Source organism: Enterobacter sp. Bisph1 (genome assembly GCF_000814905.1).
GTDB lineage: Bacteria > Pseudomonadota > Gammaproteobacteria > Enterobacterales > Enterobacteriaceae > Kosakonia.
The window spans coordinates 150740-169552 of the sequence record NZ_JXAG01000052.1; the positions used below are offsets into that span (position 1 = coordinate 150740).

Consider the following 18813-nt stretch of genomic DNA (forward strand, 5'->3'; position numbering starts at 1 on the left):
AGGGGATCAAAAACGTTTCTTATCCTGCGCGAAGCAGCGTTTTAAGTTTCTCGTTGCGGCAAAACTGGCGCTTCATTTCCACGACCAGCGCATTACGCGACACAATCAGCATCACGGCGAACGCGACTCCCCCCGCAGCGACCTGCACGCCGAGCATGGCGGCCAGCGGCATATGCCCGTCGAGGGCAAGTCCGAGCCCGTAACTCACCACCAGCGTAGGCAGCGACAGGTAGAACGGCAGCCATAGACTTAAGATGTACTGACGATAGCTGGAGCCGAGTACCGGTTTGATCATCACGAAGTAGCTCAGCACGGTGTTGATGATTTGCACCATCAGGAAGCCGAGGGTGACGCCGATAGCGCCCGCCATATGTCCACCGACAACAATGGCGGGGATAAAGAGAAACGTTTTAAAGACATTGAATTTAAAGCTGATATCAACCCGCGCTTTCGCCATCAGCAACGAACCAATCGGGTTACCTACCGCACGCAGCAGGCCGACAATGCACAGCAGCTGCAGGATCGGGATAATGCTGTTCCACTTATCGCCAAACACCAGCGGCACAAAATTGTTCGATACCACCATCAGGCCCAGCAGGATCGGGAAGTTGATTATCCCCACCACGGAAAGCAGCTTGTAGAAATTGAGGCGCAGCTTCTCGGTATCGTCCTGAATTTTGGCAAACGCCGGAAACAGCACGCGGGTAATAATCGGGTTGAGCTTCATCGGCGGCACTACCGCCACGTTGTAGGCCAGGTTATAGCCCCCGGCAACGCTGGCACCGAGAATGCGCGCCAGCACCAGCGTAGAGAGGTTGGTGTTGACGTAGTTGATGATGCTGTCCGCCGTTAACCAGGCGCCAAAACGCAGATTGGCGCTGACGGAACGCAGCGAGAAATGGAACCCCGGACGGTAAATTTTACGCCCGAAAAAGCCAAACAGCAGCGTGCGCACGGCGGTGTTGACCAGATAACCGAGGATGGCGGTCATCGCCAGCGGCCAGACGAAGGCGCTGATTACCGTAAAGCTGAAGCCCGCCAGCACCGACACCGTTTCGATAGAGCCAATCTTGCTGAACTCCAGCTCTTTTTGCATCAGCGCACGGAACTGCTGGCCGTGGGGGATCACCACAAACGCCAGCGACAGCGTTTTGATAAGCGGGGCCAAATCCGGGTTATGCAGCACGCCGGCAATCCATCCGCTCAGGAAGAACATCGCAATACAGACCACGATCCCCAACCCAACGTTGAGCCAGTAAAGGGTGGTCAGTTCGAGATGGCTTATCTCTTTGCGCTGGATTATCGAGTTGGCAATGCCGAAATCCGACAGCGTATCCGCCAGGGCGATAATCACCAGCGAAATGGTCAGCAAGCCGAACTGGTGATTATCGATAATGCGCGCCAGCACGGTCATTTGCACCAGCCCAAGACCAATAATGGTCAGGGTGGCCATCGCTGACCACTTTGCGCCGCTGATGGTTTTCTCTCTCAGGCTCATGACCTTTCCTTAATACGCCGCTTTGTTAATAAAGCCTTTAAAGATGGTCAGAAAAACGATTTTGATATCGAACCACAGGCTCCACTCGCGGATATACTCGAGGTCGAACTCAATACGTTTTTCCATTTTTTCCAGCGTGTCGGTCTCACCGCGCCAGCCATTAATCTGCGCCCAGCCGGTAATGCCAGGTTTCACTTTATGGCGCAGCATGTAGCCCTCAATCAGCGAACGATACTGCTCATTGTGCGCCACCGCGTGCGGGCGCGGACCGACGATTGACATGCCGCCGGTCAGCACGTTGATAAACTGCGGCAGTTCATCAAGAGACGTGCGGCGCAGGAAGCTGCCCACTTTGGTGACGCGCGGATCGTTCTGCGTCGCCTGGGTGACCACTTTGTCATTTTCCATTACCCGCATTGAGCGGAATTTCCACACTTTGATCGGCTTACCGTCCATGCCATAACGGGTCTGGCGGAAAATCACCGGGCCTGGCGAACTGACTTTTACCGCCACCGAAATCGCCAGCAGTACCGGAGAAATAAGCAGCAGGATAAGCGAAGCGAGGATAATATCCTCCACGCGTTTCAGGATGCGGTTCACACCAGAGAGCGGCGTGTCATACAGCGGTACCACCGGTACGCCGTTAACTTCTTCTATCCGTGAATGCAGGATATTAAAGGTGAATACATCAGGGATAAGGATCACGGAACAGGTGGTATCCGCCAGATCGCGCACCAGCTTTTTAATGCAGGCGGCGTCATTCATCGACATCGCGATATAGACGTTGTGGATCTTGCCGCTTTTCGCGTCTTCCACCAGCTGTTCAAGATTGCCTGCCCAGCCGGTGGTAATGCCGCCCGGTTGCGGATCGTGATAAACCCCGACCACATCAAAGCCGAGCCACGGTTCATTGCGAAAACCTTCCAGCAGCTCCTGGCCCATCGGCATATCACCCGCCACCGCCACGCGACGCGTGTTGTAGCCGAGATTACGCAGCCAGCCCGCACCGAAGCGGATCACCGCCCGGCAAAGCATCAATCCCATGGTGGTTAACAAATACCAGGCGAGATATATACCGAAGGTATTATCGAAATCCGTATTGAAGGCCAGCAGACCGGCGCTAAAAATCAGGCTTAGCGTCCAGTTTTGTAACAGTAGAATCAGTTCAGTAGTGATTTTCACCCCCCGCCACGAGCGGTAAAAATCGGTCATGCCGCCGATCATCTGGAAGACAACCAGCGTAATCAGAGCCATCAGAAGATGCATGTAGAGAAACGGCAGCGCATTGACCTTGCACACCAACCACAGGCCGCCGAACATAATGGTAATGTCGGAGAAGCGCTGCACGATAGAGATTAACGATGCATTCGTTTTGGCCCGGTCGCGTTTTTTTAGATGAGTCATTGTTGTACCTGCCTGTATGTTGCCCCTCCCCGACATCGGGGAGAGGAACGCCTTATAGTTATTGATTCAACAGCGCCAGAATTTCCTGCGTTCGCGCTTCCATCAACGCCACGTCGCGCCGTGATTCCACGTTCAAACGCACAACCGGTTCGGTATTAGACGAGCGCAGATTGAAGCGCCAGTCAGCAAAGGCGATGCTGATACCGTCGGTGCGATCGATGGAGAGCGCGCCCGGCGTGAAATGCTGCTCAACGCGGTTGATAGCCGTCGCCGGATCCGCCAGTTTGCGGTTGATTTCGCCGCTGGCCGGAAACGCCAGCATGCGGTCGCTGACCAGCTGCGCCAGAGTTTTACCCTTCAGGCACAGCAGTTCGGTTACCAGCAGCCACGGGATCATGCCGCTGTCACAGTAGGCAAAGTCACGGAAGTAGTGATGCGCGCTCATTTCGCCGCCATAAATGGCGTCCTCTTCACGCATCCGCTCTTTAATAAAGGCATGGCCGGTTTTCGACATTACTGGCGTACCGCCTGCGCGACCGACCACGTCGACGGTGTTCCATGACAGGCGCGGGTCGTGAATGATTTTCGCCCCAGGGTGTTTTTCGAGGAACGCTTCCGCCAGCAGGCCGACAATGTAGTAGCCTTCGATAAACTGCCCATCGCCGTCGAACAGGAAGCAGCGGTCGAAATCGCCGTCAAAGGCAATCCCCATATCTGCGTTATGCTCAATCACCGCGTTGCGGGTATCGGCGCGGCACTCTGGCAGCAGCGGGTTAGGAATACCGTGCGGGAAGGTGCCGTCCGGCTCGTTATGGACTTTGATAAACGTCACCGGCACATTCAGCGCCTTAAAGCGGGCCTCAATGGCGTCAATGACCGGACCTGCCGCACCGTTACCGGAGTTAATCACCAGCTTCAGCGGTTGCAGATTGTTGGTGTCGATATAGCCCAGCAGGTGATCGATATAGGCATCGCGCAGATTAATTTGCTCATAGCTGCCGCGTTTCGCCGGGTTGACCGGCGGGAAATCGTTGGCTTCCGCCAGGCGTTGCACATCGCGCAGCCCGGTATCGCCGCTGATCGGACGTGCGCCCTTGCGCACCAGCTTCATGCCGTTATAGTCCATCGGGTTATGGCTGGCGGTGACTTCAATACCGCCATCAACGCCAAGATGGAAAGTGGCGAAATAGATCTCTTCCGTGCCGGAAAGACCGATATCCAGCACATTAACACCGGCGTCCTGTAAGCCTTTTGCCAGCGCCAGCTTCAGCGCTTCGCTGGTCTGACGCACATCGCCGCCGAGCACAATGGTGTCCGGCTTCAGGTATTCCCCATAGGCGCGGCCAATACGCCATGCAATATCTTCGTTGAGTTCTTCGCCCAGCTTGCCGCGAATATCGTAAGCTTTAAAACAGGTTAATTTTTCCATTATTACCTCTTCTTCAGGCAACAGTCAGCCTTGACCGCAGTATGGCCATATCATGTTGATTTTGAATTTATAAGCCGGGTAACCGTTACGTTATCCGGCGCGGGTATTAAATACGGCCGTAACGGTCGGCAAACCGCACAATGTCGTCCTCTTCAAGGTACGAACCGGAGCGCACCTCAATCAGATCGAGGGGGATTTTCCCGGGGTTTTCCAGACAGTGACGCGCGCCGAGCGGAATATAGATAGACTCGTTTTCGCCCAGCAGTTTCACTTCATCGTCAATGGTTACTTTTGCCGTACCGGCTACCACCACCCAGTGCTCAGCACGGTGATGATGCATCTGTACGGAAAGGCCCTCGCCCGGCTTCACGGTGATACGCTTCACCTGATAGCGATCGCCGGAATCGATGGAGTCGTATTTCCCCCACGGGCGGTATACTTCGCGATGAATATGGTGTTCGTGACGACCATCGGCTTTGATCTGCTCGACCACTTTTTTCACATCCTGCACGGCGTTGCGATCGGCAATCAGCACCGCGTCTTTGGTTTGCACCACTACCAGATCTTTCACGCCGACGGTCGTCACCAGCCCCGATTCCGCATACACATAGCTGTTTTCGGTTTTGTGGCTAATCACGTCGCCGTGATGGACGTTTCCCTCCGGCGTGTGCTGGCTTATCTCCCACAGCGAGGACCACGAGCCAACATCGCTCCAGCCAGCGTCCATCGGCACCACCACCGCATCGGCGGTTCTTTCCATTACCGCGTAGTCAATCGACTCTTCCGGGCAGGCGAGGAACGACTCTTCATCGACGCGGATAAAGTCCATATCCGGGTCGGTGGCTTCCATCGCTTTCTCACAGGCGGTGAGAATATCCGGGCGATACTTTTTCAGCTCTTCCAGATAACGACCGGCGCGGAACAGGAACATACCGCTGTTCCAGTAATATTCACCGCTGGCAACATAACCCTGCGCCGTTTCGAGATTCGGTTTTTCGACAAACTGCGCCACTTCAAACGCCACCGCATCAACCTGACCGGCTGACACCGCGCCGCCGCGGATATAGCCATAACCGGTTTCCGGCAGATCCGGTACGATCCCAAAAGTCACCAGCTTGCCCGCGTCGGCGAAGGGGATCGCGTTGCGCACGGAAGTGCGAAACGCCTCTTCGTCCTGAATCACATGGTCAGCCGCCAGCACCAGCATCAGCGGATCGCTGTCCGGATGGTGACGGGTGATCGCCAGCGCAGCGAGAGCGATGGCCGGTGCGGTGTTACGACCCGCCGGTTCCAGAATGATGTTCTCCGTCAGCTTATGCAGCTGACGCAGCTGCTCTGCGACGATAAAGCGATGCTGTTCGTTGCAAATCACCACCGGGCTTTCGCACTCGACGCCGTTAAGACGGCTGATGGTGGTTTGCAACATGGTGAGCTCGCCTTTCAGGCAGAGAAACTGTTTAGGGTAAAGTACACGGGACAGCGGCCACAGACGGCTGCCAGAGCCGCCAGCCATCACCACCGGATAGAGTTGTGTTTGACTCATGATTTATCCCCATTACCATCAAAGCGCAGTTCGCCGTCAGGCGCGCTTTCGCGGGCATGCACGGGCTCCGGGCTTTGCGGGCTGATATCTGCAATAAACTGGCTTAACACGTTCTCTTTCTCGAGCGTGCGTTCGGCATATTCACGTGCCACCGTGTTGTCTTTGGGCAGCGCCAGCGCGCGCTCAATGCCCCAGGTCAGCGCTTCAACGGATTCCGGTTCCACGCAGACCGCAATGCCAGGCGTGGTTAAACACAGCTGGCCTAATTCGGTACTCTCTTCTGCGGTGATGACTGCGTTGCCGCCCACCGCCAGAATATTGGTTAACTTCGAAGGCAACACTGCATCCGCCGCGCCGCGTTTTTGGATCACCAAATGGCAATCACCCATTTTCAGCAGCGCCGGCAGCGCGTCATAAGGCTGCAACGGCAAGAATTTCACATTGGTAAGCCCGCGATCGCCGACCATTTTTTCCAGTCGTGCCTTGCCGCCGCCCTGGCCGACAATCACAAACAGCCACGGCTGGTTGTGCAGCTTCGCTGCGGCTTCAATGACGTTTTCCAGCCCCTGCTTTTCACCAATATTGCCGGAATAAAGAATGATTTTTTTGTCATCCGGCAGGCCGAGGGTGCGACGCAGCTGTGCGACAGTTTCACTGTCGACATCGCGAAAACGCGCCACTTCGGACCAATTGGGAAAGAAAATCAGTTTCTCTGCCGCCACACCTTTTTCTCGCGCTTTGTTCATCATTGAGCGGGAGATGGTCGACACATTGTCGACGTGGAGCAGATTGCTGCGTTCAAAGGCGGTCGCCAGCTTAGCCACCCGACCGCTCTTACCTTTGCCCGCCATGCCTAGCCCTAACATGGCGTCCACTTCATAATCCTGAATATGCAGCACGGTTTTCGCACCGCTCAGTGTTGCCAGCAGGCGCATGCCAGGCGTGCAAAACAGCGTTGGCACAACGCCGATAATGCGATCCGGTTTCCAGCGACGTTGCGCCATCAACGGGAAGAAACTGCTGAAGGCAAAACTGCCCAGATGCAGCAGCCTTTTTAAGGTCGATGGCTGCGCCGGAACATACAGTGGGCAGCGCCATACCGTGGCGGCACCCTGCTCTTTGCGCCAGCGCCAGGCGCTGTAATGCTCGCCGACTTTCCATTCCGGGTAGTACGGCGGCGCGGTAATCACGCGCACGTCATGGCCCTGACGGGCCATCCATTCCACCATTTCGCCGGTGTACTTACCGATCCCGGTTAGCTCCGGCGAATAGTTAATGCCATAGACCAGGATTTTCATAAGCCCGGTACTCCCTGCGCATCGAGGAAATAGGCGCGGCTGTTGTCATGCACCAGCGGATCGGCAATCAGCGACTCCGGGCTTCCCCAGCGGTAGTCATTGTGCTGATCCGTCGGCAGCGCGAGCGTCTCTTCGTTCACACGCAGGCGAAAGCCCAGCACGATGTAGTGCGTGGAAAATTCCGGCCCGGAAAAGTTGTCGTCATAGAAGTGCTGCCAGACGCCGTAAAACTCGCCTGCCGACATCGGCAGGCGCAGTCCCAGTTCCGCCTGAGTCAGTCGCTCGAAAGCGGCCGCCAGCGGTTCGTCCTTCTGCACGCGTCCGCCCGGGACAAACCAGTATCCCTGCGCCGGGCGGTTAGTACGCTTGCCGAGTAAAAACTCGCCGCGCTGGTTTTCCACGATTAAATCGATGGAGATCAGCGGAGTGGAACGCACCACGGTGGCAAAATCTTCCTGACTCAAAAACATGCTTACCCCCGGAACCGATGCTGGTTTTCAAGGAACCACTGGTAGGTGCTCGCAAGCCCGGCTTCCAGTGAGATCTCGTGATACCAGCCAAGCTGATGCAGGCGCGTCACATCGAGCAGTTTGCGCGGCGTACCGTCGGGTTTAGTGGCGTCGAACACCACGCGCCCTTTGTAGCCAACCACGCTTGCCACAGTTTGCGCCAGCTCACGGATGGTGCAGTCCACGCCGGTGCCGACGTTGATATGCGACAGCATCGTTTCGGTATTCTCCTGCCACACTTCGCGCGCCAGTTCCTGAACGTGAATGCTGGCCGCAGCCATATCATCGACGTGCAGAAATTCACGCATCGGTGTACCACTGCCCCACACCACCACATCCGGCGCATTTTCCTGAGTCGCTTCATGGAAGCGGCGCAGCAGCGCAGGAATAACGTGCGAGTTGCTCGGGTGGAAGTTGTCGTGCGGCCCGTACAGATTGGTCGGCATCACCGAGCGATAGTCGCGGTCATACTGACGGTTGTAGGATTCGCACAGCTTGATGCCGGCAATTTTCGCAATTGCGTACGGCTCGTTAGTCGGCTCCAGCGTGCCCTGCAGCAGTTCGCTTTCAGCGATAGGCTGATGCGCCAGCTTCGGATAAATACAGGACGAACCGAGGAACAACAGCTTGTTCACGTCGTGCTTGTGCGCGGCATGAATGATGTTGCTCTCAATCATCATATTTTCGTAGATAAAGTCCGCCGGATAGGTATTGTTCGCCACAATACCGCCGACTTTCGCCGCCGCCAGGTAAACCTGGTCGATACGCTGGGAGGCGAAAAACGCCTCCACCGCCGCGCCGTCAAGCAGGTTCAGCTCTTCGCGCGAGCGCAGAACCAGTTCAATATCCGCACGCTGCTCAAGCTGGCGTACGATGGCTGACCCCACCATCCCGCGGTGGCCAGCCACAAATACACGTTGTTTGCTCATGCTCAGGACTCCAGCGCGATGGCAACCTCGTAACCGTGGGCCTTAAGCAGGGAGTGTTTTTTCGCTGCTTCCAGATCTTTTGCCACCATCTCGGAAACCATTTCCTGCAGAGTCGTTTCCGGTTTCCAGCCCAGTTTTTCGTGTGCTTTGGTCGGGTCACCGAGCAGGGTTTCCACTTCAGCAGGACGGAAGTAGCGCGGGTCAACGGCGACAATCACATCACCCGGTTTCACGCCCGGTGCGTCATGACCGGTAACAGAAACCACGATGCCCTTCTCTTCCACGCCGGTGCCTTCAAAGCGCAGTTTAATACCCAACTGAGCGGCGGCCATTTCCACGAACTGACGCACGGAGTACTGCACGCCGGTAGCGATAACGAAATCTTCTGGCTGTTCCTGCTGCAGCATCATCCACTGCATTCTGACGTAATCTTTGGCATGGCCCCAGTCACGCAGGGAGTCCATGTTGCCGAGATACAGGCAGGATTCCAGACCCTGAGCGATGTTGGCGATAGCGCGGGTAATTTTACGGGTCACGAAGGTTTCGCCACGGCGCGGAGATTCGTGGTTGAACAGGATGCCGTTGCAGGCATACATGCCGTAGGATTCACGGTAGTTTACGGTTATCCAGTAAGCGTAGAGTTTGGCCACTGCGTACGGAGAGCGCGGATAGAACGGCGTGGTCTCTTTCTGCGGGATTTCCTGCACCAGGCCGTACAGCTCAGAAGTGGACGCCTGATAGAAGCGGGTTTTCTTTTCCAGACCGAGGAAGCGAATCGCTTCCAGCAGACGCAGCGTACCCATGGCATCGACATCGGCAGTGTATTCCGGCGATTCAAACGACACGGCAACGTGGCTCATGGCGCCCAGGTTGTACACCTCATCCGGCTGCACTTCCTGCAGGATGCGCGTCAGGTTGGAGGAATCGGTCAGGTCACCGTAGTGCAAATGGAATTTCGGGTCGCTGGTGTGCGGATCCTGGTAGATATGATCCACACGCTCGGTATTGAATGAGGAAGCACGGCGTTTGATACCGTGAACTTCGTAACCCTTCTCCAGAAGCAGTTCCGCCAGATAAGAGCCATCTTGCCCGGTTACGCCGGTGATGAGAGCGACTTTAGACATAATTTATTTTCCTCAATAGTCCCTGTTAGGGAGTTACCTTTTCAACGCGTTCGCGCGTCACCACTGCGGGATTGCCCCGGCAAATCACGTTTGCCGGAAGCGATTTAAAAACACTGCTGCGCGCACCGACTACCGTCCCGTCGCCGATGGAGACGCCCGGCGCGACAAACACATCTGTCGCCAGCCAGCACTTCTCACCAATCACGATGGGCGTCGCGTTAATATCAAAATGCGCGCTCATATAATCGTGACTGCCGGTGCACAAATAACATTTCTGAGAAACCACTGAATTCGCGCCGATAGAAATATCGCCCAGCGTATATAACACTGCGTCATCGCCTACCCAGGCGTAATCGCCCAAAGTTAATTTCCACGGATAGGTAATTTTTACTGACGGACGAATTACCACGCCTTTGCCAATTTTTGCGCCAAATAAACGCAACAGAAATGCGCGCCAGCGATACAGCACCTGCGGGGACCATGCGAATAATGTCGCCTGAACTGCCCACCACAGTTGAACCTTAATAGCGTTGCCGCCCCGAAAGCCTTTCGGCACGGAGAATCCTTGTAAATCCTGCATAGTTTTTCCTTATATCTGAGCACTACGCTTTGTTATATAAGGCCTTTGCTTTGCCGGTTGTCCTTAAACGCAACATATATGACAACTGTGCCCAGAATCCCGGCACGCGTAAAATCGTACGCTGCACTTTGCGGGCATCCTGACATAATTCAAGATTATTAGAGGTTGATACGCCGCCCATCGAAAATTCAGAAACCAGACCTTTCAGTCGTTTAAACGGAAAACCTGCCTTGAACATTCTGGCTGCTAATGCGTAATCGGAAGAGACTTTAAATTGCAGATCGTAGGGGTAAGTTTTCAGACCTTTTACCGGGAAAAATATTGCCTGATGGCTGGCCGGCAGGCTGTGGTAAATATACCAACCGCTTTTTGCGCTACGACGTACTTTGGTGCCATCGCCGAAATCCAGCAGCGCATCACCAATATACATCGCGTTCTCTTTTTCATTATCCAGCTGGTTTACAACATCCACGATTTCTTCATGGAATATATCGCCAGAGTTAAGAAACAGCGCAAAGCGGCCCGCGGCCATATCAATCCCTTTATTCATAGCATCATAGATGCCTTTGTCGCGTTCGCTGATGTAGCGCAGGTTGTACTGTCCGTTGAGATTTTTAAGAAATTCCTCAGTACCGTCCTGTGAACCGCCATCAACCACAATCCATTCAAATTCGATATTCTTTGCTTTCGCCAGGTGAGCCAGCGACTGCCAGGTTTTCATCACACCTTCATAATTTCGAAACGCGACAGTAATAACACTTAGCAGCATTTGACCCACCTCATCATGTAGCCACTATATTCAACGCCTTGCGCAGAATAAAAGGACAAACGATTAAAAACGCATATTCCGGGCTAAAAATAGACCCCGTAAAAAACAAAGATATCGGAGTGAACAAGTAAAGTTGAACGCGAAAATTCTGATTGTTGCCAAAGGCATTTATCGTCATTTTGCCAACTTTAGACAGGTACCATCCGGTCAGTAATACCGCCAACCATGAGAAATAAATGATTAGCAGATACAACCCATTGTCTATTGTTTTTCCGACGTCCGCACCGTTAAAGATTCCGAATGATGCGACATATTCGTAAAGTGAGCCAAATCTTACTACACCATCAATATTGGTCAGTGAATATCCCACCATCACCAGCGGACCGATAATACGGTAATACGAGGAAGAGCCTTCGGTGCCTAAATCGCCGAGTCGTGTTGAGATATATGGAAAGGCAAAAACAATGCCCACCACAAACACAGCCAGTGAAATAATTGCTAACGGCAACTTTTTACGGATCGCCTCTTTGTTCAGATACTGGAAAGCCCATTCCAGCAGATAGAACAGGATAAATGTCATTACCCCTGAAAACGATCCCGAAAGCACTATCCCTGCCAAAATCATAGCATCGGTCTTTGGCGTTTTGATACCAAACTGTTTGATGCTAAGCCAAATTGAGATTAACGCCAGAGCGAAGAACGCCGGTTCGAAATAAAGTGCGGTGGTACGCTTACCGCCGAACTTGATAAAATTCAGCACGTAACTGTTGCTGTAGATGAGATATTTCGAAATCGTCTCCATCAGGCTACTGCCGCCGGTGAGGATAATCTGCGCCATCTCCATCGCCGCCAGCAGCACCACAAAGAACACGACGCAGTAGAAAAAGCGCAAAATCTTCCGGTAGTTATGTGGAGAAATCGTTTTGAAGCGGATGCTCCACACCATGCCGATAATGATCACGATATAGACAAACAGCATCGTCGAAGTTACATATTTACTGGCGTCCAGCGACTTACCGAAAATAAAGTTAAACAGCGTTAACCCTGCCCCAATGCCCAACGCAATCATCAATTTTTTCAGGTTGATGCGCTCAACATACAGCAGCAGCAATACCGGTAAAAAGGTGACAATGGTTATCGGGAAGCTTTCGCCCAGCTGCAGGATCTTAACGTTGACCAGCAGGTAGATAATCGGCAGCAGGAGGTAGCTACAGACCTTGATAGAACGAGACATACTCCTCCAGCATCTGTTGGCCACTGTAAGCCTGGCGGCTGCGCGCACGGAACGCGTCGAGGCTTTCGCCAAATACCGCCTGGGCGATTTCTGCTTTCTGGCACTGCACCAGCGACAGCACTTCTTGTTCGCTAAAGGTTTTCCCGCCGGATTTTTGCAGCACTTCACGCGCCGCATCGCTGTGGGTAGCAATCACCGGTACGCCAATCGACAGCGCTTCACACAGAATCAACGGATAGTTATCAACGCGGGAACTAAATACCAGCGCGTCCATCTCGTTGAGTTCGCTCATCAGTTTGCGCTTGTCGGTGAGAAAACCGTGGTTGATGACATTGTTGCCTTCAAAGGGCGAAAACTTACCGAACGTGTGCAGCTCCACACGCTCGTTCATCGCTATAATGTCACGCACCAGTTGCTGATTGGTTTTGCCGTCGTAACGCAAATCATGCGCTACCACGGCAATTTTGGGCTTACCTGCGGTGACTTTCACCGGCGCGAGTTCAGCAAGAATCGCTTCGGTCGCCACATCAATACCGTTATTAATAATGCTACAGCGCCCCGCGCCGTAGAGGCTATTAAAGGCGTCCGCCACGTGCTGGCTGGGGGAGATAAACTGGCAGCCCAGCGCCAGCATCTGGTTAAAAAGCTGGCGTTTATGGCCGACAAGCTGATGGGCGCGATCGATTTTTACCGGCGGATAGTTGTCCAGTGTCGGACATTTACGGCAGTTATCCTTCCACCCTTCACAACCGTCGGTAAAGGCGCAGCGTCCGGTGACGCTCCAGTGATCGTGCAGGGTCCAGACAAAGGTGGTATCCGGCTTATGGGCTTTCACTTTCTGACAGAAGCTCACCAGTGAGTCCAGATTCAACCAATAGCTGTGCATTACATGAAAGTGCAGTACTACCGGCCCATTAGTGCGGGTGACGGTGCGATAAAGGTTGTTCAGGGTGCCAAAAACATCACGGTTAAACAGGCGAAACAGCGCCAGGTTAGCAATGGAGGTCAGCCGCGGCGTCTGTTTATAGACCTGGGAATAGTTATCGTGGCTGACGCTTTTTTTGCCGCCTTTGCCATAGCCGTAAATAAACCGGGAGGAGAAACCCTGTTGCAGGGCGCGCTGGTGCAGATCCAGCGCCACGCCCGCCGCGCCGCCTTCGGCGAGACGCACATTAAATTGCATAATATTCATTTAATCACCTTCACCCACGCTTTCTCACCGACCACCAGCGCGTTATCCGGCACGCTGTCGAGCACTACGCTGCCCGCGCCGACGGTGACATTATTACCAATGGTGATATCGCCGAGCAGCACCACATTGGCCCCGAGTTCGACGTTGTTGCCAATCACCGGGCACGCCAGGCTGTCCGCCCCGCGGTTACCAATGGTTACGCCATGGCGAATGGTGAAATCATCACCGGCGACGGTGTTTTTATTGATGACTACTGCATAGCCATGATGGATGGTAAAGCGGCGGCCAATCGTAGCTGCGGCCTGAATCTCATAGCCGAACAGGCATTCGGTAACAAAGCGGTACAACAAAATGACCGGTGCCGCCCAGATATTGTTGATGACATGCTTTTTGCGCCAGACGGAGCAAAAGTGGGCGATTCGGTAGGCCGCAACCATGCAGCACGGACGCAAGTTCCAGTGATTAGCGCGAAAATCTTCCAGACGCATTATTTCCCCCGCAGCCCGTCAGCCAGTCGTTTGCCATTACGCAACGAGAAAAGCGTCACTAAGGTGCGCCAGTTCATGCGCTTATTGCGGATCTGATAAAGGGTAAACAGCTGGTATTTTTTACTGGCACGATCGAATTTTGCTTTGTGCTTACGGTAAAAGTGGAAATAGCCGGAAAATTTTTTCGGCGACGAGGTGATCTGCATTTCACCGTGGTTAATGTGCAGGATCTGCGTGGCCTCTTCGATTTTCCACGGCTCGCCGTACTCTTCCACCATGCGTAAGAAAATATCGTAATCCTGCGCTGCCTTCAGCTGCGTATCGAACAGGCTCTCTTTAAAACGCCAGGCATACGTGAAGACCTGATTGCCCACAATATTGCGTTTATAGAACAGCTTGCGCGAGAACGGCGATTTCGGATACAGCGGTAAGCTCGCCGGTTGCGAATAGACTTCGCCCTGGCAGACATAATCGTTGGCGTACAAAAACGCGCGGGTATTCAACAGATGTTTGTGTGCCAGGAATACGGTGAGACGATTCGGCGTCCACTCATCATCATCATCAATGCCGGTGATAAACTCGCCGTGGGCCTGCAAAATCGCCTGATTGCGTACCGCGCAGGCACCAGAGTTAAAGGCGTTACGCGTATAGCTGACGCGCGGATCGTTAAGCTCCTCGACGAACTGCTGCAGCTGCTCGAAGCTTGAGGAGCAGTCATCGACGATGATCATTTCCCAGTGCGGGTAGTCCTGGCGCAGCACGGATTTAATCGCGCGGATCGCCAGCTGTTGCCGGTTCCAGGTTGGCATATAAATTGAAATTAATGGGTTTGCTGTTGTGCTCATGATGCGTCCCTATGCGTTCAACATGCCGCTTTTGCCCTCACCCCGCCTTTTCCCGAGGGGAAAAAGCGGGGTGCCTTGAGGGAAGAGGTAAAGATCGGGTTATTTCGAATCGGATTTGTATTCGTACTCGTAGTAGCCGTAATCCTGGTAACCCGTTGCACGGCGGAAAATGGAGTTCAGGATCACGCCTTTCACCTCAATACCGTTTTGTTCAAAGCGGCTCAGGCTGGTCTGGATCTCTTTCAGCGTGTTCACCGCGTAACGCGCCACCATCAGCGTGGTGCCCGCGTGACGGCCAACCACGGCGGCATCCGTTACCGCGAGGATTGGCGGGGTATCAATCAGCACCAGGTCATACTGGCTGCTGGCCCACTGGAGTAACTGGCTAAAACGTTCGCTCATCAGCAGTTCTGAGGGGTTCGGCGGCACCTGACCGCGCGGTACCAGATCAAAGTTGCCGATCGAGGTCGGTTTTGCGCAGCTCTCGATTGCCCCTTTCCCGGCGAGCACTTCAGACAGACCGTTGAGGTTATCGGTTCCCAGCAGTTCATGGGTGTAACCTTTACGCATATCACAGTCGATCAGCAGCACGCGTTTATTGGTCTGGCTAATCACCGCCGCAAGGTTGGCGCAGACAAACGTTTTACCAATCGACGGGCTGACCCCGGTCATCATCAGAACATTGTTTTTAGCCTGGAGCATGGCGAAATGCAGACTGGTTCGCAGGCTGCGCACCGCTTCGATAGCCAGATCTGTCGGATTACCCACCGCCAGCAACTGGCTCTGCTTATAGCGTTTAACCCCTTTGATGGTTTTGACGCTATCACGCGCTTTTTGCCACTCCGACAGCGGAATGCTGGCATATACGCTGATGCCGTTTTCTTCCAGCACCTGCGGGCTTTCGATACCGCGGTTCAGCAACGAACGCAGCAGCACGCCGACAATAGAGACAATCAGACCGAGAATAATGCTGCCAAGAATAATCAGCACTTTCTTCGGCTTCAGCACGCCAGGTTGGGCAATGGCCGGGTCGACAATACGCACATCGCCGACGGTGCTCGCCTGGGTAATACGCAGCTCCTGCTGTTTATTCAGCAGCTGCATATATACCTGCTGACCGGATTCGACATCACGCGTCAGGCGGACAATCTCCTGCTGCGTTTCCGGCATCGCGGTAATGCGGCTGTTCAGTTTTTCTTTCTCATCTTCCAGCGCTTTACGTTTTTCCAGCAGCGTGCGGTAAGCCGGATGGACTTTGGTGTAGAGCTTGGAGATTTCGGCTTCGCGGAACGTCAGTTCATTTATCTGCGCATCGATGTTAACCATCGAGTCGAGGACCGATTTCGCTTCCAGCGGCAGATCCACAGAGTCTTTGCGCTGGCGATAGCTGTTGAGTTTTTCCTCAGCCGCATCCAGCTTACTGCGTACTTCTGGCAGCTGCTTATCAAGGAAGATCAGGCTCTTCTCCGCCTCTTCCGATTTGCGCGCAATGTTCTGCTGCAGGTAGTTGCGGGTGATGCTATCGAGGATGGCGCGAATCTGATCCTTATCTTCGCCGGTATAGGTCAGGCTAAGTACGCCGGTATCTTTACCGTTTTCGGCGACCGTCAGGTTACTTTGCAGATTATTAATCATGCCCAGCGTCGAGTATTTGGTGACGGTAAATTCGCTATCATTCGCTGCATTAATCGCGCTGACTTCCATGGTGACGCCCTGTTTGTTCAGAGATTTGCCCACTTCGCCACGCGCTTCAAAGCCGCCATCGCTACTTAACAAATACTCTTTTGGACTCAGCACTTTCAGGGTGAAGGTTTGATCGTTCATCTCTTTGGGCAGCGTAAACCGGGTGACTTTCACCGTATCGTTTTGCCGGCCCATCAGTCGATCCCAGCCTGCGCCAAACAGCGGGAAGCTGTTTTTCACCACAGAAATATCCAGATCCAGATCGTCAACGGTTTTCCCCAGCACCAGACGTGACTGGATCAGCTGAATTTCTGCATCCGCCGCCGGCGGCTTGTTCGACAGCGCGCTGTTAAGGTCCTGAACCAGCGAACTGCCGGTATTCTGCTCGATCTGCACCAGCGCATCGGCGCTGTAGATAGGCGTCGCGAACAGGCAGTAGACGACAGCGAACAGTGCAAAAACCGCGGTGATGCCCAGCACCCACCAGCGAGCTTCAATGACGGTGCCGATCAAACGGCCAATATCGATTTCGTCGTTGCCCACCGCCGGGGCAGCAGAATGCGAATGGTGTGTTTTCTCTGTCATTATTATCCCTGCTGAGCTTGCAATGCCTGCGCCCATTGGCGAGCAGACTGGTCAAGTAAGGTGTAAACCGCGTCAAAAGCTTCACGGCTTTTGCGATACGGGTCCGGGATCTCCCGTTCATTATCCCAGTGGCCAAAGAGCATGACCTTGCCACGCATTTCCGGGGCAATCTCGCACAGGCGGGCAATATGGCGTTTTTCCATCACCAGAATCAGGTCGTATTCCCTGCACATCGAAGCGGTGACTTGTCGCGCGCAATGCCCTTCCAGAGAGAGTTGATTATCCGCCGCCACGGCGACGGCGCCGGCATCTGCGCTATGTCCAACCAGCGCGCCCAGCCCGGCTGAGTCCACCGTTAATGCGGGCTGGTATTTTTTCAGCAGCCGTTCTGCCGTCGGGGAACGGCAAATGTTCCCCACGCATACCACCAGTATTTTGTTGAACATAGTTATTGCAGACTTTTTATGTCGTTGGCCGTGTTGGTCATGTAGCGAACGCCACTGATTGTCGGCAGCAACTGGTTGATAAGACGGTTCCAGCGCGCCACCGGTGCGGTGGTGACATACACCACGTCATACGGCTGGAGACGGAAGTTGGTGGCCATTACCAGCGATGTCGCATCGGACATATCAAGCTGGTAAATATTGGCAATCTTGTTGCCGCGACCGCCCTCGCCCTCTTTCAGCGGACGAATCACAAAGATACCGCTGGCATTCGAGGTGGTCAGATCGATACCTTCTGCCTGGCCCAGCGCTTCGGTGAGCGTCATACCGCTGAAGTCCATTTTGAGGGTGCTCTGTTTTTTCACTTCGCCCATCACGAACACTTTCAGGTCGTCATTACGCGGCACGAACAGGATGTCGCCGGGATAGAGCAGACGGTTCTGGCTGAGATCGCCGTTTTGCATCAGCGCCTGTAGGGAGATGCGCTGCTCCTGTCCCTGGTGCGTCAGCACCACGTTGCGCCAGTCGGCGCTGTCCGTCAGACCGCCGGCGGCATTGACGGCATCCAGTACGGTCAACGGAACGTTGGTGATGGCCTGCTGGCCTGATTTTGCTACCTGACCGGAGATATAGGCTTTCTGCGAGCGGAACGCGGCGATATTAACGTCCACCTGCGGGTCGGCAATATAGGTCGCTAAACGGCTGGTAATATCACTACGGATCTCAGAAAGGGTTTTACCGGCAACATGGATTTTGCCGACATAGGGATAAAACATGGTGCCATCGGGCTGAACCCAGTTACCGGCATCGCTTGAGCTGCGATACTGCCCGGCAGGGGTGGTCAGTTCCGGGTGATCCCACACCGTGACGTTCAACACATCCCCTGGCCCTACGCGGTACTGGTAGGCAGAGATCTCCTGATCCAGTGACATATTCGGTTGAGCGACATTCGCGCGCGGGCGTAATTGTTCAATCAGACGTGGGGTTAATGGATAGACATTCACCATGCGGTCTAAATCAAAGTCAGCATCCTGCTGTTTAATCACATCCTTTCCCATCGTACTCATATTGCTGCCTGGGAAGACGGTGCAGCCACTCATCAAGCTTATGGACACCAATAATGGCATCAATTTCGTTTTAGATTTCATCATTGATTAATTATCACTTTGGCAGAGTAATTATCCTGTGCGATTTAAATAAGCGCTCAAGCTGTACGCAGATTCAGAATGCAGTTAATTTGTAAAAAATATAACTGGCATC

The 18813-nt window shown here is 53.9% G+C and carries 17 protein-coding genes; all 17 read right to left on the reverse strand.

The window, feature by feature from the left end; genetic code table 11:
- Positions 1-19 precede the first annotated feature (19 nt).
- Positions 20-1498 carry an MOP flippase family protein gene (locus RW65_RS20055; RefSeq protein ID WP_039058596.1) on the reverse strand — a complete coding sequence of 493 codons (1479 nt, stop codon included), beginning with the start codon at positions 1496-1498 and terminating at the stop codon, positions 20-22.
- A 9-nt stretch (positions 1499-1507) separates the two neighbouring features.
- Positions 1508-2902 carry an undecaprenyl-phosphate glucose phosphotransferase gene (gene wcaJ, locus RW65_RS20060; protein ID WP_039058597.1) on the reverse strand — a complete coding sequence of 465 codons (1395 nt, stop codon included), beginning with the start codon at positions 2900-2902 and terminating at the stop codon, positions 1508-1510.
- Positions 2903-2960: 58 nt separating this feature from the next.
- Entirely contained in the window at positions 2961-4331 is a 1371-nt protein-coding gene (gene cpsG, locus RW65_RS20065) for a colanic acid biosynthesis phosphomannomutase CpsG (RefSeq protein WP_039058599.1), read from the reverse strand.
- Positions 4332-4437: 106 nt separating this feature from the next.
- Positions 4438-5874, reverse strand: a complete 1437-nt coding sequence (gene cpsB, locus RW65_RS20070; RefSeq protein WP_039058600.1) for a mannose-1-phosphate guanyltransferase — start codon at positions 5872-5874, stop codon at positions 4438-4440.
- Positions 5871-7172, reverse strand: coding sequence for a colanic acid biosynthesis fucosyltransferase WcaI (gene wcaI, locus RW65_RS20075; RefSeq protein WP_039058601.1), 1302 nt, complete (start codon positions 7170-7172; stop codon positions 5871-5873). Before wcaI ends, cpsB begins: the two co-directional genes overlap by 4 nt.
- Positions 7169-7642, reverse strand: a complete 474-nt coding sequence (locus RW65_RS20080; protein WP_039058602.1) for a GDP-mannose mannosyl hydrolase — start codon at positions 7640-7642, stop codon at positions 7169-7171. The genes wcaI and RW65_RS20080 overlap by 4 nt, the downstream gene beginning before the upstream one ends.
- 2 nt (positions 7643-7644) lie before the next feature.
- A complete protein-coding gene (gene fcl, locus RW65_RS20085; protein WP_039058603.1) occupies positions 7645-8610 on the reverse strand; it encodes a GDP-L-fucose synthase in 966 nt (321 codons plus the stop codon).
- Between the two features lie 2 nt (positions 8611-8612).
- Complete coding sequence (gene gmd / locus RW65_RS20090; protein ID WP_039058604.1) at positions 8613-9734, reverse strand: GDP-mannose 4,6-dehydratase; 1122 nt, start codon at positions 9732-9734, stop codon at positions 8613-8615.
- Between the two features lie 25 nt (positions 9735-9759).
- Positions 9760-10314 (reverse strand): colanic acid biosynthesis acetyltransferase WcaF, encoded by a 555-nt coding sequence (wcaF, locus tag RW65_RS20095; protein WP_039058605.1) that lies wholly within the window; start codon positions 10312-10314, stop codon positions 9760-9762.
- Positions 10315-10336: 22 nt separating this feature from the next.
- Complete coding sequence (gene wcaE / locus RW65_RS20100; RefSeq protein ID WP_039058606.1) at positions 10337-11083, reverse strand: colanic acid biosynthesis glycosyltransferase WcaE; 747 nt, start codon at positions 11081-11083, stop codon at positions 10337-10339.
- 13 nt (positions 11084-11096) lie between these two features.
- Positions 11097-12317, reverse strand: a complete 1221-nt coding sequence (wcaD, locus tag RW65_RS20105; RefSeq protein ID WP_039058607.1) for a colanic acid polymerase WcaD — start codon at positions 12315-12317, stop codon at positions 11097-11099.
- Positions 12292-13509 (reverse strand): colanic acid biosynthesis glycosyltransferase WcaC, encoded by a 1218-nt coding sequence (wcaC, locus tag RW65_RS20110; RefSeq protein WP_039058608.1) that lies wholly within the window; start codon positions 13507-13509, stop codon positions 12292-12294. The genes wcaD and wcaC overlap by 26 nt, the downstream gene beginning before the upstream one ends.
- Positions 13506-13997: a colanic acid biosynthesis acetyltransferase WcaB gene (wcaB, locus tag RW65_RS20115; protein ID WP_039058609.1), complete on the reverse strand. Its 492-nt coding sequence runs from the start codon at positions 13995-13997 to the stop codon at positions 13506-13508. Before wcaB ends, wcaC begins: the two co-directional genes overlap by 4 nt.
- Positions 13997-14842: a colanic acid biosynthesis glycosyltransferase WcaA gene (gene wcaA, locus RW65_RS20120; protein WP_039058610.1), complete on the reverse strand. Its 846-nt coding sequence runs from the start codon at positions 14840-14842 to the stop codon at positions 13997-13999. Before wcaA ends, wcaB begins: the two co-directional genes overlap by 1 nt.
- A 99-nt stretch (positions 14843-14941) precedes the next feature.
- The gene (gene wzc, locus RW65_RS20125; protein WP_039058611.1) at positions 14942-17110 is read right to left on the reverse strand and encodes a tyrosine-protein kinase Wzc; all 2169 of its coding nucleotides are present in this window, start codon (positions 17108-17110) and stop codon (positions 14942-14944) included.
- Positions 17111-17112: 2 nt separating this feature from the next.
- On the reverse strand, positions 17113-17556 hold the full coding sequence (wzb, locus tag RW65_RS20130) for a low molecular weight protein-tyrosine-phosphatase Wzb (protein WP_039058612.1): 444 nt from the start codon (positions 17554-17556) through the stop codon (positions 17113-17115).
- Positions 17557-17558: 2 nt separating this feature from the next.
- A complete protein-coding gene (locus tag RW65_RS20135) occupies positions 17559-18704 on the reverse strand; it encodes a polysaccharide export protein (RefSeq protein WP_039058613.1) in 1146 nt (381 codons plus the stop codon).
- Positions 18705-18813: the final 109 nt, after the last annotated feature.

What these genes read in the sequence shown, in the direction of transcription:
- wcaC (WP_039058608.1), bottom strand. Translation starts at nt 13,509, where the DNA reads ATGAATATTATGCAATTTAATGTGCGTCTCGCCGAAGGCGGCGCGGCG.
- wcaB (WP_039058609.1), bottom strand. Translation starts at nt 13,997, where the DNA reads ATGCGTCTGGAAGATTTTCGCGCTAATCACTGGAACTTGCGTCCGTGC.
- wcaD (WP_039058607.1), bottom strand. Translation starts at nt 12,317, where the DNA reads ATGTCTCGTTCTATCAAGGTCTGTAGCTACCTCCTGCTGCCGATTATC.
- gmd (WP_039058604.1), bottom strand. Translation starts at nt 9,734, where the DNA reads ATGTCTAAAGTCGCTCTCATCACCGGCGTAACCGGGCAAGATGGCTCT.
- wcaJ (WP_039058597.1), bottom strand. Translation starts at nt 2,902, where the DNA reads ATGACTCATCTAAAAAAACGCGACCGGGCCAAAACGAATGCATCGTTA.
- wzc (WP_039058611.1), bottom strand. Translation starts at nt 17,110, where the DNA reads ATGACAGAGAAAACACACCATTCGCATTCTGCTGCCCCGGCGGTGGGC.
- wcaF (WP_039058605.1), bottom strand. Translation starts at nt 10,314, where the DNA reads ATGCAGGATTTACAAGGATTCTCCGTGCCGAAAGGCTTTCGGGGCGGC.
- cpsG (WP_039058599.1), bottom strand. Translation starts at nt 4,331, where the DNA reads ATGGAAAAATTAACCTGTTTTAAAGCTTACGATATTCGCGGCAAGCTG.
- RW65_RS20055 (WP_039058596.1), bottom strand. Translation starts at nt 1,498, where the DNA reads ATGAGCCTGAGAGAGAAAACCATCAGCGGCGCAAAGTGGTCAGCGATG.
- fcl (WP_039058603.1), bottom strand. Translation starts at nt 8,610, where the DNA reads ATGAGCAAACAACGTGTATTTGTGGCTGGCCACCGCGGGATGGTGGGG.
- wcaA (WP_039058610.1), bottom strand. Translation starts at nt 14,842, where the DNA reads ATGAGCACAACAGCAAACCCATTAATTTCAATTTATATGCCAACCTGG.
- RW65_RS20080 (WP_039058602.1), bottom strand. Translation starts at nt 7,642, where the DNA reads ATGTTTTTGAGTCAGGAAGATTTTGCCACCGTGGTGCGTTCCACTCCG.
- RW65_RS20135 (WP_039058613.1), bottom strand. Translation starts at nt 18,704, where the DNA reads ATGATGAAATCTAAAACGAAATTGATGCCATTATTGGTGTCCATAAGC.
- wcaE (WP_039058606.1), bottom strand. Translation starts at nt 11,083, where the DNA reads ATGCTGCTAAGTGTTATTACTGTCGCGTTTCGAAATTATGAAGGTGTG.
- wcaI (WP_039058601.1), bottom strand. Translation starts at nt 7,172, where the DNA reads ATGAAAATCCTGGTCTATGGCATTAACTATTCGCCGGAGCTAACCGGG.
- wzb (WP_039058612.1), bottom strand. Translation starts at nt 17,556, where the DNA reads ATGTTCAACAAAATACTGGTGGTATGCGTGGGGAACATTTGCCGTTCC.
- cpsB (WP_039058600.1), bottom strand. Translation starts at nt 5,874, where the DNA reads ATGAGTCAAACACAACTCTATCCGGTGGTGATGGCTGGCGGCTCTGGC.